At 40.1% G+C, this 16,446-nt stretch carries 17 protein-coding genes; 12 read left to right on the forward strand and 5 right to left on the reverse strand.

Annotated features, from left to right (window positions below; genetic code table 11):
- Positions 1 to 53 precede the first annotated feature (53 nt).
- The 7 genes from H625_RS0109070 (at position 54) to H625_RS13765 (ending at position 6,813) form a co-directional block, all read left to right on the forward strand.
- Positions 54 to 1,865, forward strand: coding sequence for an oligopeptide ABC transporter substrate-binding protein (locus H625_RS0109070; protein WP_245573128.1), 1,812 nt, complete (start codon positions 54 to 56; stop codon positions 1,863 to 1,865).
- Positions 1,866 to 1,967: 102 nt separating this feature from the next.
- A complete protein-coding gene (locus H625_RS0109075; protein WP_026859618.1) occupies positions 1,968 to 2,885 on the forward strand; it encodes an SIR2 family NAD-dependent protein deacylase in 918 nt (305 codons plus the stop codon).
- 3 nt (positions 2,886 to 2,888) lie between these two features.
- A complete protein-coding gene (gene lplA, locus H625_RS0109080) occupies positions 2,889 to 3,914 on the forward strand; it encodes a lipoate--protein ligase (RefSeq protein ID WP_026859619.1) in 1,026 nt (341 codons plus the stop codon).
- A 56-nt stretch (positions 3,915 to 3,970) separates the two neighbouring features.
- Positions 3,971 to 5,206 (forward strand): M20 family metallo-hydrolase, encoded by a 1,236-nt coding sequence (locus H625_RS0109085; RefSeq protein ID WP_026859620.1) that lies wholly within the window; start codon positions 3,971 to 3,973, stop codon positions 5,204 to 5,206.
- A gap of 58 nt (positions 5,207 to 5,264) precedes the next feature.
- Entirely contained in the window at positions 5,265 to 5,501 is a 237-nt protein-coding gene (locus H625_RS0109090) for a DUF1413 domain-containing protein (RefSeq protein WP_035785687.1), read from the forward strand.
- A gap of 94 nt (positions 5,502 to 5,595) precedes the next feature.
- The gene (locus tag H625_RS0109095; RefSeq protein ID WP_026859622.1) at positions 5,596 to 6,222 is read left to right on the forward strand and encodes an LbetaH domain-containing protein; all 627 of its coding nucleotides are present in this window, start codon (positions 5,596 to 5,598) and stop codon (positions 6,220 to 6,222) included.
- Positions 6,223 to 6,480: 258 nt separating this feature from the next.
- Positions 6,481 to 6,813, forward strand: a complete 333-nt coding sequence (locus H625_RS13765; RefSeq protein WP_026859623.1) for an LPXTG cell wall anchor domain-containing protein — start codon at positions 6,481 to 6,483, stop codon at positions 6,811 to 6,813.
- Positions 6,814 to 6,914: 101 nt separating this feature from the next.
- Here the strand turns inward: H625_RS13765 and crcB are convergent, their stop codons facing one another.
- The 4 genes from crcB to H625_RS0109120 all read right to left on the reverse strand — a co-directional run bounded on the left by crcB (position 6,915) and on the right by H625_RS0109120 (position 9,235).
- A complete protein-coding gene (gene crcB, locus H625_RS0109105; protein WP_026859624.1) occupies positions 6,915 to 7,277 on the reverse strand; it encodes a fluoride efflux transporter CrcB in 363 nt (120 codons plus the stop codon).
- Positions 7,270 to 7,635, reverse strand: coding sequence for a fluoride efflux transporter FluC (locus tag H625_RS0109110; protein WP_026859625.1), 366 nt, complete (start codon positions 7,633 to 7,635; stop codon positions 7,270 to 7,272). Before H625_RS0109110 ends, crcB begins: the two co-directional genes overlap by 8 nt.
- Positions 7,636 to 7,653: 18 nt before the next feature.
- Positions 7,654 to 8,640: a proline dehydrogenase family protein gene (locus tag H625_RS0109115; protein WP_026859626.1), complete on the reverse strand. Its 987-nt coding sequence runs from the start codon at positions 8,638 to 8,640 to the stop codon at positions 7,654 to 7,656.
- Positions 8,641 to 8,731: 91 nt separating this feature from the next.
- Positions 8,732 to 9,235: a gamma carbonic anhydrase gene (locus tag H625_RS0109120; protein ID WP_026859627.1), complete on the reverse strand. Its 504-nt coding sequence runs from the start codon at positions 9,233 to 9,235 to the stop codon at positions 8,732 to 8,734.
- A 79-nt stretch (positions 9,236 to 9,314) separates the two neighbouring features.
- On the opposite strand from H625_RS0109120, the gene H625_RS0109125 reads away from it, so the two are divergent.
- Entirely contained in the window at positions 9,315 to 10,121 is an 807-nt protein-coding gene (locus H625_RS0109125) for an alpha/beta fold hydrolase (RefSeq protein ID WP_026859628.1), read from the forward strand.
- 22 nt (positions 10,122 to 10,143) lie between these two features.
- Here H625_RS0109125 and mnmM read toward each other — a convergent pair whose 3' ends face one another.
- Positions 10,144 to 10,689 (reverse strand): tRNA 5-(aminomethyl)-2-thiouridylate-methyltransferase MnmM, encoded by a 546-nt coding sequence (gene mnmM, locus H625_RS0109130; protein ID WP_026859629.1) that lies wholly within the window; start codon positions 10,687 to 10,689, stop codon positions 10,144 to 10,146.
- A gap of 55 nt (positions 10,690 to 10,744) precedes the next feature.
- Here mnmM and H625_RS0109135 point away from each other — a divergent pair, with 55 nt between their 5' ends.
- From H625_RS0109135 to leuS, 4 genes are all read left to right on the forward strand, one after another.
- Positions 10,745 to 11,500 (forward strand): ABC transporter ATP-binding protein, encoded by a 756-nt coding sequence (locus H625_RS0109135; RefSeq protein WP_026859630.1) that lies wholly within the window; start codon positions 10,745 to 10,747, stop codon positions 11,498 to 11,500.
- A complete protein-coding gene (locus tag H625_RS0109140) occupies positions 11,475 to 13,037 on the forward strand; it encodes an ABC transporter permease (RefSeq protein WP_026859631.1) in 1,563 nt (520 codons plus the stop codon). The genes H625_RS0109135 and H625_RS0109140 overlap by 26 nt, the downstream gene beginning before the upstream one ends.
- 5 nt (positions 13,038 to 13,042) lie before the next feature.
- The gene (locus H625_RS0109145; protein ID WP_026859632.1) at positions 13,043 to 13,504 is read left to right on the forward strand and encodes a methylated-DNA--[protein]-cysteine S-methyltransferase; all 462 of its coding nucleotides are present in this window, start codon (positions 13,043 to 13,045) and stop codon (positions 13,502 to 13,504) included.
- Positions 13,505 to 13,747: 243 nt separating this feature from the next.
- Positions 13,748 to 16,162, forward strand: coding sequence for a leucine--tRNA ligase (gene leuS / locus H625_RS0109150; protein ID WP_026859633.1), 2,415 nt, complete (start codon positions 13,748 to 13,750; stop codon positions 16,160 to 16,162).
- Positions 16,163 to 16,446 lie beyond the last annotated feature (284 nt).

The raw sequence follows: 16,446 nt of genomic DNA on the forward strand, positions 1-16,446 counted from the left end.
ATCTAATTATATAATTGTAATTATCAGATAATTTTATAAAGGGGATGGGTTTTATGAAATGTTCTAAATTAATGAAGGGGCTGGCTTTATCGAGTTTATTATTTGTGATGGCCGCCTGCAGTAATGGTGAAGAGGAGCCTGCAGAGACTGAAACGGATACGGAAAATGGTGAGGATACTGCTCAGGATGATACTAATATATACAGCTACGAGGATTTCCCTCAGATAGTATCAAACGAGGCTGAACCGAGTGGTACAGGTACACTGAATGTTGGATACACGAGTGACACGCCTTTTGACGGTACGTTTAACTGGGCATTTTATACTTTAGCGCCTGAAGCGGATGTTCTAGAATATATCGATGAATCTGTATTTACTTTCGATGAAGATCAGCAGGCGACAAACGAAGGGGCAATTCATTACGAAATGAATGAAGAAGATAAAACAGTAACATTTACCGTACAGGATGGTGTGAGTTGGCATGACGGTGAACCGCTGAAAATCACAGATTACATTGCATCATATGAAATTATTGGTCACCCAGATTACGAAGGGGTTCGCGGAACTACTGACGGGTTTACGTCAATTGTCGGTTACGATGAATACCGTGCAGGTGAAGCAGATGAAATTTCAGGTATTGAAGTCATAGATGAGCAGACTGCGGTATTTACATATAAAGAACTTGCACCGTCTCTAACTGCGGGAGGCTTTTGGTTCTATGCATTCCCTGAACATCATTATGAAGGACTGGAAATCAGTGAAATGGCAGCAGCACCACAGACAAGAGAGAACCCGATTGGTATTGGACCATATAAAGTAGAGCAAATTACAACAGGTGAATCTGTTGCTTTAACAAAATATGAAGATTACTGGCGCGGAGAGCCTCAGCTCGACGGTATTAATATTAGAGTTGTGGCACCTTCTTCAATTTCAAGTGCTCTTGAATCTAAAGATGTTGATGTCGCAGTGAACTTTCCGACAAACCAGTATCCTGATGTAGCAGATATGGAAGGGGTGGAATGGTTAGCCCAGATTGAACCTATTTATGATTACATTGGCTTTAAATACGGTACGTGGGATGCGGAAAATGGCACAGTAGATTCTAATATGGAAGAAGCTAAAATGGGAGATGTTGAACTGCGCCGTGCAATGTGGCATGCAATTGATAATAATGCAGTCGGCGAGCGTTTCTATAATGGTCTGCGCTGGAAAGCAACAACAATTATTCCGCCTTACCATAAAAATTTCCACAATGATGAAATTGAAACACCAGAATTTAATATCGATGAAGCAAATAATATTCTCGATGCAGCGGGATATGAAGATGTCGATGGAGACGGTATGCGAGAAGACCCTAACGGTGAACCGCTCGAAATCAACTTTGCTGCAATGTCAGGCGGGGATACATCTGAACCACTGGCAAACTATTATATTCAGCAGTGGCAAAGTATCGGACTTGATATCGATAAACTTAACGGCAGACTGATTGAATACAACACATTCTACGATATGCTTGAAAATGATGATCCCGGTATTGATGTATTTTTAGCAGGATGGTCTGTAGGAACTGATTTAGATCCAACAGCACTGTACGGAGCAGATGCACCATATAATTACATTAGATACGAGTCTGATAAGAATACTGAACTTCTGACACGAGGAATGTCAGAAGAAGCACTTGATATCGATAAACGGATTGAAATTTATAAAGAATGGCAGGAACTCATGGTGGAAGATGTAGCTGTAATACCGACAGTCTACCGTTCTTCTGTCTACCCAGTTGGAGATAACGTTGTGAACTACGGCGTTGAAATAGGATTTAATGAAGAAACAGCATTATATAATGTCGGTCTTGCAGAAGAATAATTAAATCAGGAAACACGATGATTATTTTAATCATCGTGTTTTTAATTTGTTATAGTAGTTTCAAGAGAAGTTTTTTAACTATTCATAAAAGGACTGAAAGTTATGTGCGAAACATCATGGCAGGTGCTGGGTAAGAGTAAAGATTTAACTGCATCAAGCAAGCTGAACATGGCATTGGATGAAGCGGATGCTGTATTAATTGGCGTTGGTGCCGGTATGGGTGCGGCAGACGGGTTTACATATAGTGGGCCGAGATTTACACAGAATTTTCCGGATTTTATCGAGAAATACCGGTGGCTGGATATGTTTCAGGCAAGTGTGTTTGAGTTTGAAAGCCTAAATGAAGAGTGGGCATTTTTCAGCCGTTTTGTTGATTTAAATTATATGGGCCAGCCGCTTGGTGGATCCTATCTCCGTCTTAAAGAATTACTTGAAGGTAGAAATTATCATATTATTACATCCAATGCAGACAATGCATTTGAAATCGCAGGCTTTGATCAGGACAAAGTTTTTGATGTCCAGGGTAAATATAATCTGCTGCAGTGCTCAAAGGGATGTACTCCGAAACGGTTTAACAATGAAGGATTAATGAAAGATATGATAGAACAACAGCAGAACATGAAAGTCCCGGATGAGCTGATTCCGTACTGCCCGGAATGCGGTGCATCGATGGAACTGAACAGACGCAATCATACCGACTGGATGGTTGAGGATGATAAATTTTTTGAGGACCAAAAGCTGTTCCATAATTTTTTAGACCGTAATATAAATAAAAAACTGTTAATACTGGAACTGGGCTGCGGCTATATGGCACCGCAGGTGATTAAACATCCGTTTCAGCAAATGACGGAAAATCGAAATAATGCATTATATATGACTGTGAACTTAAAAGATTACAGAATACCGCCTGCAATCAGAGAACGGTCAGTATGGCTGCAGGAAGATATTAAAGAACTGTTATTAAATGTTCAAAAGGAACAGCAGTTTACTAAAAAGAAAACTTACGAAACGGAGTACTAGTCAATGTATCTTATAGAAGTTAAACGCAACGGAAAGTACATATACGACGGAGCAGTCGCTCTTGCTGTGCAGGTCTATGCCCAGAAAAATTTATTTTTAGGTGAAGACATGGTCTTTCCATATTTAACAAAACCGCTGGTCCAGGTCGGCCGCTATCAAAATGCACGTGAAGAAGCGAATTTAGAATATATGAAAGAAAATGATATTAATCTTGTCAGACGTGATACCGGAGGCGGGACGATTTACCTCGATATGGGCGGAGTGAATTTTTGTTTTGTCAGTGATAATACCGATGTGAGTGCCGACATTAACTTTGATCAGATGTATGAACCTGCGATTCAAATACTCAAAGAACTGGGTTTAAAAAATGTTGAGAAAAGCGGGCGCAATGATCTGCATGTAGAGGGAAGAAAGGTGTCAGGCGGGGCAATGAATGTGGTGAACGGCCGGACCTACAGCGGGTATACGCTGCTGCTCGATATCGATGATGAAAAAATGGAGAAATCACTGAAACCGAATAAAAAGAAAATGGAATCCAAAGGCATTAAATCTGTCCGCAGCAGAGTGATATCTTTAAGAGACTATTTAAGTGAAGAGTATAAAAATCTATCCAGCATCGAATTTTCAGAACTGATGATTTTAAAAATATTTGGAGCTGCCGACAGAAATGAAGTTAAAACTTATGAACTGACCGAAGAAGATTGGATTGAAATTGATAAGATGATGGCTGAGAAATATAACAACTGGGAATGGACTTTCGGTAAGTCTCCAAGATTCAAGTACTCAAGAGACGGCAGATTTTCTATCGGTACGCTTGATATTACTCTGGATGTAGAGAACGGGATTATCCAGGAGGCTAAAATTTACGGTGACTTTTTCGGGAATAAGGAAATCAATGCAGTCGAAGAAACGCTTGAAGGTGTCAGATTGAAAGAGGAAGATTTAACTTCAGTATTGTCATCAATCGATTTGCAAAAGTATTTGGGCAGTATTACAAAAGAAGAAATTGTAAAATTAATATTGGAATAAGTTCAATAATGAAGGGTACACATTAAGAAAGTACTTTAAAAAGGGGCACATCTACAGTGAATCATTTAAAAATTAATGAAGACAGACTATTAAATAGAATTAATGAACTCGGTGAGGTCGGCAGAAATGACGATGGACAGTTAATCAGACTGGCGCTTTCCGATGAAGATAAACAGGGCAGAGACTTACTGGTCAGCTGGTTTAAGGAACTGGACTTAAAAGTTGAAATTGACCGTTTTGGTAATATATTTGCGAGCTGGGAAGAAGAACACAACAAGGGAGAAAAACCCTTAATGCTCGGATCGCATATCGACTCGGTTATTGATGCCGGAAAATATGACGGCAGCTACGGCGTTCTTTCAGGATTAGAGACGGTCCAGACTTTAAAAGAGAATAATATTAAAACAAACAGACCGGTAACTATTGCTGCATTTACTAACGAAGAAGGGGTGAGATTCCCGCCGAGTATGCTTGGCTCTTTAGTATATTCAGGAGATTTAAATATAGACAAAGCACTGGATACAATGAGTATCGACGGACTCAGATTAGGAGATGAACTGGAACGTATCGGCTATGCAGGTGACAATGAACCTGGGTTTATCGAGCCTGAAGCGTATATAGAACTTCATATAGAACAAGGACCGGTGCTGGACAAAGAAGGTCTGGAAATCGGTGCAGTTCATAATCTGCAGGGGAACTCGAGACGGGAAATTACTTTTACCGGTGAAGCAAATCATGCAGGATCTACCCCGAACTATTTGCGTAAAGATCCGATGCAGGCAGTGACACATTTTATGTCGACACTTTATAACTACATTAATAAAAATAATCTAGATACTGTAGCGACACTGGGTTCGATTCAGCTGGAGCCGAACGCAGCAACGATAATTCCTTCGAAAGCAACATTCACACTGGATATGAGGAGTCCAACAGAAAAAGGATTCCATGAAGCTCAGAAATTAGTCCGTGATACGCTGGATGATATTCAAGCAGAAGGTAAGATAGTCGTTCAGGCAACTGAGTTTGCGATATTTGAACCGGTGACATTTGATAAGACAATCGTTGAAAACATCGTTGCAGCTGCAGGGGAATTGGAACTGAGCTCTAAATTAATGACATCGGGTGCAGGACACGATGCACAGATGATTAATAGAATAGCACCATCCGCAATGATATTTGTTCCGAGTAAAGACGGTGTCAGTCATAATCCATTGGAATATTCTTCACCGGAGCAGTTAGTTAATGGTGCGAATGTGTTGTTGTTAACGGCAGGCAGACTATTAAAGCTGTAATTGTTATATCTCGTGAAAATTGGGTATTAATACTTTAGGAGAAACTGAGGTGGTAACGATGGCAAAAAATGAGAAGAAGATTATTAAGCAGGCCTGGCAGGAAACGAAAAACTTAAAAGAAGGCGAAGTATTTCTGCTGAAGGATCTATTCAAAGGCTATAAGTGGAACCGGATTAAAACGGAAACACGCAGCAGTTTAGGGCGTCTGTTTTTAGAAAAAGTGCAGAATAAAAAATCAGTTGAAGCGATAGAGAAAACATCTTCCCATCAGCAGCAGTACAGAAAGCTGGGTTAATTTTACCTGTTCTCTACAATGTTAATACTTACTTTACTTCGTCAGACATGGCGCCAAGTTAATATTGTAAGTATTAATAAGATGGAGGCAAAAAATGAATATTTCAAATAAAAAACTGGGTAAAGATGTGCTGCTCCATGATAATACGAATATAAAAAACTGTGACTTCGGTGTCTATACCGAAGTTGGCATGTTTAATTTTTTAGAGAACAGCACACTTGGAGACTACTCCTACACAGGGCAGTTCTGCTTTTTGCAGAATACAATCGTAGGAAAATTTTCGAATATTGCTGCAATGGTAAGAATCGGTCCGACGGACCATCCGTATGACAGACCTTCACTGCATCACTTTACGTACAGACAGGAAATGTACGGTTTCAATAATAATGATGACAGCGAATTTTTCAATCACAGACAAGCGAGAGTGACATCAATCGGTCATGATACATGGATCGGCCACGGTGCCATTATCTCACCTGAGATTACAGTGGGGCATGGTGCGGTAATTGGTGCAGGCGCTGTAGTGACTAAAGATGTGGCACCTTACGCGATTGTCGTAGGTGTGCCGGCAAAAGAAATTAAAAAAAGATTCAGTGATGAAGTGATAACAGCACTGCTTGAAATTAAATGGTGGGACTGGTCTCACGATTTAATTAAAAATCGAATTCAGGATTTTCATTTGTCGATTGAAGAATTTGTGAGTCTGTATCATCAAAACTAGAGGGAACTCTGGTTTTTTTGTTATAAAATTATACGCTAAATTAATTGAAGATTTAAAATTAAAATTTAAATCTTACTGTACTACACTTATAGGTATTCTATTTGGGACTGCAGTACAAATAAAGAGGTGGAAATTTAATATATGACCCCGAGGACTTATACGGTTTTTGATATCATAGCTAAATATACTTATTCTTTATTTAAACAGCTGAATGTACTGCTTATTAATTAATAATATTAAATAGGGAGAGATTCAGCTATGAGTGTTTTGTCTATTATCTTATTTTTAGTAGTAATTATCAGCGTGGCATTGTATGCATTTTTCAGATCCAGAAAAGTAAATAAAAACAGTGCATCAGGATACTTTATGGGCGGACACAGCCTGACCGGTTTTGCTGTAGCATCTACAATTATTATGACCAATTCTTCAGAAGTAACTAAAGTTGAGGGAGATGATGGTTCTGGCGATGATTCCGGATCCGGTATTCTTCCAGATACTGGTGTAGCTGCTGCGCCGATTGGAATTGTTGCAACAATTCTTCTTGCTGCAGGTGCTGTACTCGCATTCTTCAGAAGAAAGCCTAAAAACTAAATAGTACAAAGTATTTTAAAGCGGCCTCCGGGCCGCTTTTTTTATATTTCTGAACAAAAAAATCCCTGATTCTTAATTGAATCAGGGAAATACTTATTAGCTTAAACAAACATACTGCCCACAATTAACCCGAAGGCAACTGCAACAAGGGTAAAGAACACCGTCGACAGCGAATATTTAAAGAATAATTTTGTTTTCTTTTCACGAAGGAGATTAAATTGATCTAAAGCAAACTGTGAATACGTCGTAAAGCCGCCTAAAAACCCGGTGACAATTATTAAATAATACTGGGTATTTTCTGCAACCAGCATTACGGTAAAACCCATTAAAAAAGCACCGGCGATATTTATGGCCATCGTACTATAAGGCATATCTTTATTTTTTAAAACAGGCAGCTGGTGAATATACGCACGCAGACTTGCACCAAGGGCGGCTGCAACCATCATCGTCAGTATATTAATCATTTAATTTTCTACCTCCGAGCGTAAATCCAAGGAACACAGCAACGACTCCGAGGAACAGATTGAGGCCAAGATAAATAATAAACATTAAATAATCTCCGTAAGAAAGGAGCAGGTAATGTTCATAACTCAGCATGGAAAACGTCGTAAAGCTTCCAAGGAATCCTGTAATTAAAAAACTGTGCAATGACGGCTTAAGCTCCTTGACGATAAAGAAACCGATTAAAAGTGCACCGGCCATATTAATTATTAATGTGCCGCTGTAAAAGGGCAGCTGGAGCGTGATGACTCCTATGGATAGTAAAAAGCGCAAAAGTGCACCGAGTGCTGCACCTGCGCCTATACTTAAATATTTAGTCATAAAAATTCCAATCTAATCTTAATTTTTAACTGCTTTTCGTACAAGTGCCAATCCTGCGATTACAGCAGCTGCAGCAGCGCCAGCTTGTACTTTTTTACTTGAAGTCAGAGACTTAACAACCAGATTAAGGTTTTGAGGTCTTTCTGCCAGTCTTCTCATAAAGTAAGCATACCAGTCAGTCCCGTATGGTACATACACACACATGTTATAACCACGTGCGACTAAATCCTGCTGATAATCTTTACGGAAACCGTACAGCATCTGGAATTCAAATTTGTCTTTTGAAATATTCTGCGTTTCAATAAAACGAAGTGTCTTCTCAATGATGTGATGGTCATGTGTCGCAATTGAAGTGAAACCATTTCCTTCTACTAAATGCGTTTTTATAATTTCAAAATAAGACTGATCAATATCAGCCTTCGACTGGTACGCAAGCGTATCTGGCTCTTTATAGGCGCCTTTTACTAAGCGCGTACGGATGTTCTTGTATTTTCTTACGTCTTTTTTAGCATCATAGAAATATGCCTGAATAACAGTACCAACATTGTCGTATTCCTCGAGCAGGTTATCAAGAATATTCAGTGACTGTTCTTTTGATAAATAGTTCTCCATATCCAGGTTTACAAACATATTTGTTTCTTTGGCTGTATCAAGAATTTCTTTTATATTGTTATAACAGAAAGTTTCATCAATATTTAAGCCGATTTGAGAAAGTTTAACTGAAGCGTGGGCATCCAGTCCTTCTTTTTGAATCTCTTTAATCATTTTAATAATATTATTCTTTTCTTTCTCAGCTTCTTTGCGGTCGGAAATGAATTCCCCGAGGTTATCGAATGTAACACTCATACCCTGATTATTTAAGTCCCGAAGGCAATTAAGAGTGTCTTTTACACCCGTTCCTCCGACTACTTTCTGTGCACCAAATCTAAGCCCCACCTGCTTTGATGCATCATTTAAAATCTTGTTTTCTGATAAACCGATGAAAATATCCCTAACTACTCCCATTGCTAATCCTCCTGTAAATAAAGCGTTTTCTTTTTAAGCTTAACTCATTATATCGCCTTTTAATAAAAAAGGGTGTAAAAAAATTTAATTTTTAGTTTTTGTAATTTGGAATGTGACCAACATATGTCTCATTGATGCGTTTCATTTCTTCAAGGTCTTCTGCTGTCAGCTCTCTGACTACTTTTGCAGGACGTCCGAAGGCCAGTGTGTTCGGCGGAATAACAATCCCTCCAGTTACTAATGAACCAGCACCTACAAATGCATTTTCCCCAATAACAGCTTCATCAAGCACGATTGAATCCATGCCGACTAATGCGCCTTTTTTAACAGTACAGCTGTGCAGCGTCACTTTATGGCCGATTGTCACATTATCTTCCAGCGTCAGCGGCAGGCCTGGTGTCTGGTGCAGTACTGAGAGATCTTGAACATTCGTATTATTGCCGATGCGTACTGGTGCGATATCTCCGCGGACGACTGTGCCGAAAAATACAGATGAGTTGTCGCCAATCTCAACATCTCCGATTATTGTTGCGTTAGGTGCGATAAAAGCAGAGTCACTAATTTTTGGTGTGTGATTTTTGTAATCTATTATCATTTTAAATTTCCTTTCCCATCTCAAATGTTATAATAAATTCATCATATCAAATTTGCATTTATTTGTAAGGAGAAAGCTTATGTGGAAGTGGGAGACAGAAAACGAACCAAAGGGTGTCGTGGTCATTGTTCATGATTTACTGGAGCACCATGAATACTACGATGAGCTCACAGTAAAGTTGCGCCGTGACAGTTATCACGTTATTATTGGTGATTTGCCGGGGCATGGTCAGACGACACGTATGAACAAAGGACACATCAACAGTTTCGAACAGTATGTGGAACGTGTGGCCGAATGGCATGAACTTGCGGGGCAATACGATTTGCCGACATTTATAATCGGACAGGGCCTTGGCGGTTTAATCGCTCTGGAAGCTCACAGGCAAAATAGAATCCAGTCTGACGGTATTGTCGCATTAAATCCGCTCTTGTCATTTAAACAGTCATTTATGAACCGTAAAAATACAATCCTGACAAGCGTGCGTGTAACGAGCGACGAATCCAGATTTAACCTGGGTATTAAAATGAATTACTTTACGCAGGATAAACGGTTTCTGGAGCGTTATAAAGAAGATGAACTGATTGTCGACAGAGTGAGTTACCAATGGTACAAGACGATTATTAATCAGATGAAATTAACATCGGAAAATATGGAAGATATCATCGGAGTGCCGATTCTTTCCGTAATGAGCAGTGATAATCAGATTATTAATTCTTATTTATCTGCGAAATACATTAAGAGAACACAGTCGGATGATTTCCGTTTTACGATGCTGGATTCCGATGAGCACAGCATTTTCCAAAGAGAGAATATTGAATATCCGTATTATTTAATGACGCAGTTCTTTAATGCGCAGTTATTTTCTATCGGTATAGTAACGGATTAATTGAAGTAAGATATTAAATATCTTACTTCAATTTTTCTATCACGAGTAAAAACGGCGCGCTGTTTTTCTGGTTAATATATTGATACTGCAGCACCTGTGCTTGGTCCTGCGGCCAAGCCGACAGTGTTTCTATAAGCATATCACGTTCAACTTTGCCGCTGTCGTGGCCGTGGTAAACGACAATTACAATTCTGCCGCCAGGTGTTAATAAATTAAACAATTCATTAACCGCGGTAATAGTAGTGTCGTACGCCGTCGTTATTGATTTGTCGCCGCCGGGAAGATAGCCCAAATTAAAAATACCGGCTTTAACAGGTGAGGAAATGTATTTGGATATATTTTCATGGCCGTCATGTATAAATGAAATATTAGGTTCACTATATTTTTCTTTTGCATTATTTATCGCGTCGGCCTGCACGTCAAAACTGTAGACATGACCGTCCGGTGCGAGACGCGCAAGAAAAGAAGAGTCGTGGCCGTTGCCGCAAGTCGCATCGACTAATATATCTTCGCTTTGAACGATTTCTTTAATGAAATCTTTTGCGGTAGGGAGAATTCTTTTGAGCATATAATCAATCCTTTCAATATACTATTAATTTTATCATAAGAAGGTTGGGTCTTTAATGATTACTGCCAGTAATTTAAGTAAAAATTTCGGTGGGAAAACTGCTGTAAATAATATAAATATTTCCGTAAAAAAAGGCGAGCTGTTTGCCTATCTTGGTCCGAATGGTTCAGGTAAATCTACAACGATAAAAATGCTGATGGGCCTGATTGAACCAACAGAAGGCACAGTTGAAATACTTGGCGAGCCGATGAATCTGAACAACATAGAATTGAAAAGAAAGATCAGTTTTGTACCGGATACACCGGATATTATCGGTAAGCTTACCGGCAACGAATATTTAAATTTCGTCGCAAGTATATATAAGATGGACAAAACAGCTTACACAGAGAAGCGCAAAGAACTGGTAAATATGTTTGAGCTGCAGGATGACCTCGGAACTTTAGTAGAGGAATATTCGCACGGCATGCGCCAGAAACTTGTCGTTATCGGTGCGCTGATGCATTCGCCAGAAGTGATCTTTTTAGATGAGCCGAATGTTGGGCTGGATCCGAAAAGTAATCGTGAATTAAAAAATTACTTAACGGACTACGTAAAACAAGGCAATACTGTATTCCTGACAACACACACGCTCAGTCTCGCAGAAGAAATCGCCGATAGAATCTGTATTATTTATAAAGGTGAGATTAAGGCGCTCGGTACGCTTGAAGAGCTGGGTGAACAGACAGGGAGCGACAGGAAAACGCTTGAGGATATCTTTTTAGCGCTGACCAGCGAGGAGGACGTGCATGTTCAAGAGCATACTGAAAGTTGAAGCACAGTCCAGACTAAACTATTTTAAAGTCCTCAGCACGGGAAAAATAATATTATATTTATTTTTGCTGCTGTTTATACTTGCTTTGATAGTGCCGGCAGTATGGATGGTTGTAAACTTATTTCTATTGAATGCTGAAGAAGTGATGATCGGTAAAGCAGCAGTACTGCTGACATTATTTATTATTCCAGTCTTATCGCTATTTTTAGTCAACGGTATTATTAAAGAAATGTTTATGGATAAAAATATCGATTCATATTTGGTTCTGCCGGTGACGCCGAAAGCTGTATTTTCTGTAAAATTATTTTATCAATTTACATTTAAAGTATTGCCGATTGTGCTATTTATAAGCATGGCGGCAGGCCTGACACTGGCTGCGAGGTATGAATCGCCGCTGCTGATTTTAAGCAATATATTATACTTTATTTTTATTGGTGCAGTCAGTACAGCATTTGCATATCTTATCGTTTTTATCGTTACGAAAATTTCATCGGCAAAACGTGTCGGGGAAATACTAACTTTGGCAGGCGGATTTGCGAGTGTGCTGCCGTATTTCATTATTATGGCGGGCAGCCAGTATTTAATCGGTATTATTGACTTCATGCCTGATGTTAGTTTTATCTTCTCAGGATTTTTATATAAGCCGGAAATAGTAAAATATATTCTGCTGTTAATTATTTTTCTTGCAGCAGCTGCCGCTTTAATTTGGCTCGTCTTGAATTACGTGACTGATGCCTTTGTTAAAGGGACAGCGAATACGAACCGGGTTCAGCGCAAAAAACCGGCGTCAGCTGAAGTAAGTTCATCTATAAGTGCGCTCCTGAAAAAAGATATTTCGATGACGAAACGAGATTTTAAGGAATGGTCAGCAGTGCTGCCGCAATATTTATTTCCTTTTGTCTTTTTATATTTACTGACTTCAAATCCGTTGATATACGGCGGGGAAGCATCATCAGACGATCAGGTTATGATTTCAATCGCATTCGCAGGCTCGATTATGATTTCATTGTTTGCTGCTGCGATGAATACAGCAAGAGATGCCCGCACATATGCGTTTTTAAAAACGATGCCCGTCAGCGGACTGGATGTCGCAAAAGCAAAATACTTATATAATTTAATAACGATTGCACCGATGTATATATTTATAACAATAATTATTTATTTTATACTGGATGTACCAGTAACAACGCTGATTTATGCCGTCCTGGTTTCGGTGCTGCTCGTTATGACTGCAGCACCACTCGGCATGCTGCTCGGTACGATGAACCCGGTGGTCTCAAGAAAAAATCCGGCGCAGAGGCTCGATACAGCAGCGAATGTTATTATCTCTGTTACGATTTTTGCGCTGATATTTTTAATGGGCTATATGACACAGTTTACAATTGAATTCGACGGTGAAGCCTTTGTGCTGAAACACGACACGATGCTTATGGTAATTGGAATACTAATCGTTTTGAGCATTTTATCCTATGTATTGCTTTTAAGAAAAGTCGGCAGGAAATATGATAAAGGATACAATATTACGTATAGGGACTGATAACTATGACTGGTAATGTATATTTTCAAAAATTTGATATTGGCTGGCTGCGTATAGAGTCTCTTGATGATTCAATCGTCAGAATAGATTACACGGATGAATCAGAGGAGCCGGCTAAAACCGATAAGGTAATTGAACAATGTGTCAGAGAACTCGGTGAATATTTTAAGGGAGAAAGAGAATTATTTGACGTTAAAATAAATCCGGGCGTTTACGGGACGCCATTTCAGCAGTCTGTCTGGCAAGAACTAAGGCAGATTCCCTACGGTGAAACGATCAGCTACAAGACGCTTGCTGAAAGGATTAGCGGAAGTAATTATTCCCGTGCTGTCGCCAATGCTAACGGTAAAAATCCAATTTCGATCATCATTCCGTGCCACAGAGTCATAGCGAGCAATAATACGCTCGGTGGATATACCGGCGGACTCGATAAGAAAAAACTGCTCTTATCCGTCGAAGGACGCTGACAGCCTTGCTATATTAACAAAATTCAGCTATATTATTAATATCAGAAGCAGTAGCAGAAACGTTTCTTTAAGCGAGCCGGTGGGCGGTGTGAACCGGTATTAACGTTAAGTGAACTTGTCTGTGTTAATTTCATACTATTTAAAGTTGCACATAAATGTGAATGCGGGTGGTACCGCGGTCGTATAGATCGTCCCATATCTTTTTTAGATATGGGATTTTTTTATTTAATAGGAGGAAAACCAATGACGTTTAAACACAGAGACATCGAAAAGAAATGGCAGCAGCACTGGGAAAACAACAAAACATTTAAAACAGAAGATGAGATCGGCAAAGAGAAATTCTATGCACTCGATATGTTCCCTTACCCATCAGGAGCAGGACTGCACGTCGGTCATCCTGAAGGTTATACGGCGACAGATATCGTCAGCCGCATGAAACGTATGCAGGGCTACAATGTGCTTCACCCGATGGGCTGGGATGCATTTGGTCTGCCTGCTGAACAGTATGCGATTGATACGGGAAATGATATTCATGCATTTAACGAGAAAAATATCGATACATTCCGACGTCAGATTAAAGAACTCGGTTTCAGCTACGACTGGGACAGAGAACTGAATACGACGGATCCTGAATACTACAAATGGACACAGTGGATTTTTATCCAGCTTTATAATAAAGGACTTGCTTACGTTGACGAAGTACCTGTGAACTGGTGTGAAGCGCTTGGAACAGTACTTGCAAATGAAGAAGTAATCGACGGAAAAAGTGAACGCGGCGGACATCCGGTAGTACGTAAACCGATGAGACAGTGGATTCTTCGTATTACTGAATATGCGGACCGTCTGTTAGAAGATCTGGATGATCTTGACTGGCCTGAATCGTTAAAAGATATGCAGCGCAACTGGATCGGTAAATCAGAAGGGGCTAATGTCACTTTTGACATCGATGGTTTCGATGAATCATTCTCTGCATTTACAACACGTCCGGATACGATTTACGGTGCGACATATGCAGTGCTTTCTCCTGAACATAAATTAATCGATAAAATTACGTCTGACAATCAGCGTGAAGCGATTAAAGCTTATCAGGAAAAAGCGGCGCATAAGAGCGAGCTTGAGCGTACTGATCTTGCCAAAGAGAAAACAGGAGTATTTACAGGAAGTTACGCAATTAATCCTTTAAGCGGTGAAAAACTGCCAATCTGGATTGCGGACTACGTTCTCGCTTCATATGGTACAGGTGCAATTATGGCTGTTCCGGCACACGATGAGCGTGACTATGAATTTGCTAAACAGTTTGACCTTAAGATTTTACCTGTACTTGAAGGCGGTAATGTGGAAGAAGCAGCATTTACCGGCGAAGGTGCACACATTAACTCAGGCGAGCTTGATGGTTTAGGACTTGCTGACGGTATTGCTAAAGCAATTGAACTGCTTGAAGCGAAGAATGCCGGAGAAGCGAAAATCACATACAGATTGAGAGACTGGTTATTTAGCCGTCAGCGTTACTGGGGCGAGCCGATTCCTGTAATTCATTGGGAAGACGGCACGATGACAACAGTTCCTGAAGAAGAACTGCCGTTAGAACTTCCTGTAATGACAGAAATTAAACCGTCAGGTACAGGCGAGTCACCGCTTGCAAACAATACTGAGTGGATTAATGTTGTCAGAGAAGACGGCGTTAAAGGCCGCCGTGAAACGAATACAATGCCGCAGTGGGCCGGCAGCAGCTGGTACTTCCTGCGCTTTATCGACCCGGACAACACGGAACAGCTTGCTGATCCTGAAAAACTGAAACACTGGCTGCCTGTAGATTTATATATCGGCGGCGCAGAGCACGCGGTGCTTCACCTTCTTTACGCAAGATTCTGGCACAAGTTCCTGTACGACCTGGGTGTTGTTCCGACGAAAGAACCATTCCAAAAGCTGTATAATCAAGGAATGATTCTCGGTGAAGGCAACGAGAAGATGAGTAAATCAAAAGGGAACGTTGTAAACCCTGACGATATCGTTTATTCACACGGTGCTGATACTTTAAGACTGTATGAAATGTTTATGGGACCGCTTGATGCATCAATTGCCTGGAATGAAAACGGACTCGACGGGGCGAGAAGATTCCTTGACCGCGTATGGAGACTTGTTATTAATGAAGAAACTGGTGAAACTGCAGCGAAAATCGTTGACAAAGAAACACCGGAACTCGATAAAGTGTATAACGAAACTGTGAAGAAAGTAACGGAAGACTTCGAGTCGCTGTTATTCAACACAGGAATCTCACAGCTGATGGTATTCGTTAATGAATCTTATAAGGCACAAGAAGTAAACAAAACATACATTGAAAACTTTGTGAAACTGCTGTCGCCTGTCGCACCGCATATCGCAGAAGAGCTGTGGGACAAACTTGGCAATAACGATACACTTGCATATGAAGAATGGCCATCATACGATGAAACAAAACTGGTAGAAGATACAGTTGAAATCGTAGTGCAGGTGAACGGGAAAGTTAAAAATAAATTAGAAATTGCAAGAGATCTGTCAAAAGATGAAACAGAAGAAATTGCACTGGCTGATGAAAAAATTAAAGCAGAATTAGAAGGTAAAACGGTACGTAAAGTTATCGTTGTTCCTCAGAAATTAGTTAATATTGTAGCTAATTAATTAAAAACACCGCTCCGGACTGAATTTAGTCAGGGAGCGGTGTATTTTTATAAAAAATTATCCGAGTTTCAATTATAAGCCGGATATAAGCCGGATTTTGCGCATCGAGTGCTCCCGGTTAACAACGGCGTTTTCCTGTTGTGAATCCAAGGCTCTCGGTTAACAACGGCATGTCCCTGTTGTGAATCCAAGGCTCTCGGTTAACAACGGCGTTTCCCCGTTGTGAATCCAAGGCTCCCGGTTAACAACGGCGTTTCCCTGTTGTGAATCCAAGGCTCCCGGTT

It is taken from the genome of Jeotgalicoccus psychrophilus DSM 19085 (assembly GCF_000425845.1).
Classification (GTDB): Bacteria; Bacillota; Bacilli; order Staphylococcales; family Salinicoccaceae; genus Jeotgalicoccus; species Jeotgalicoccus psychrophilus.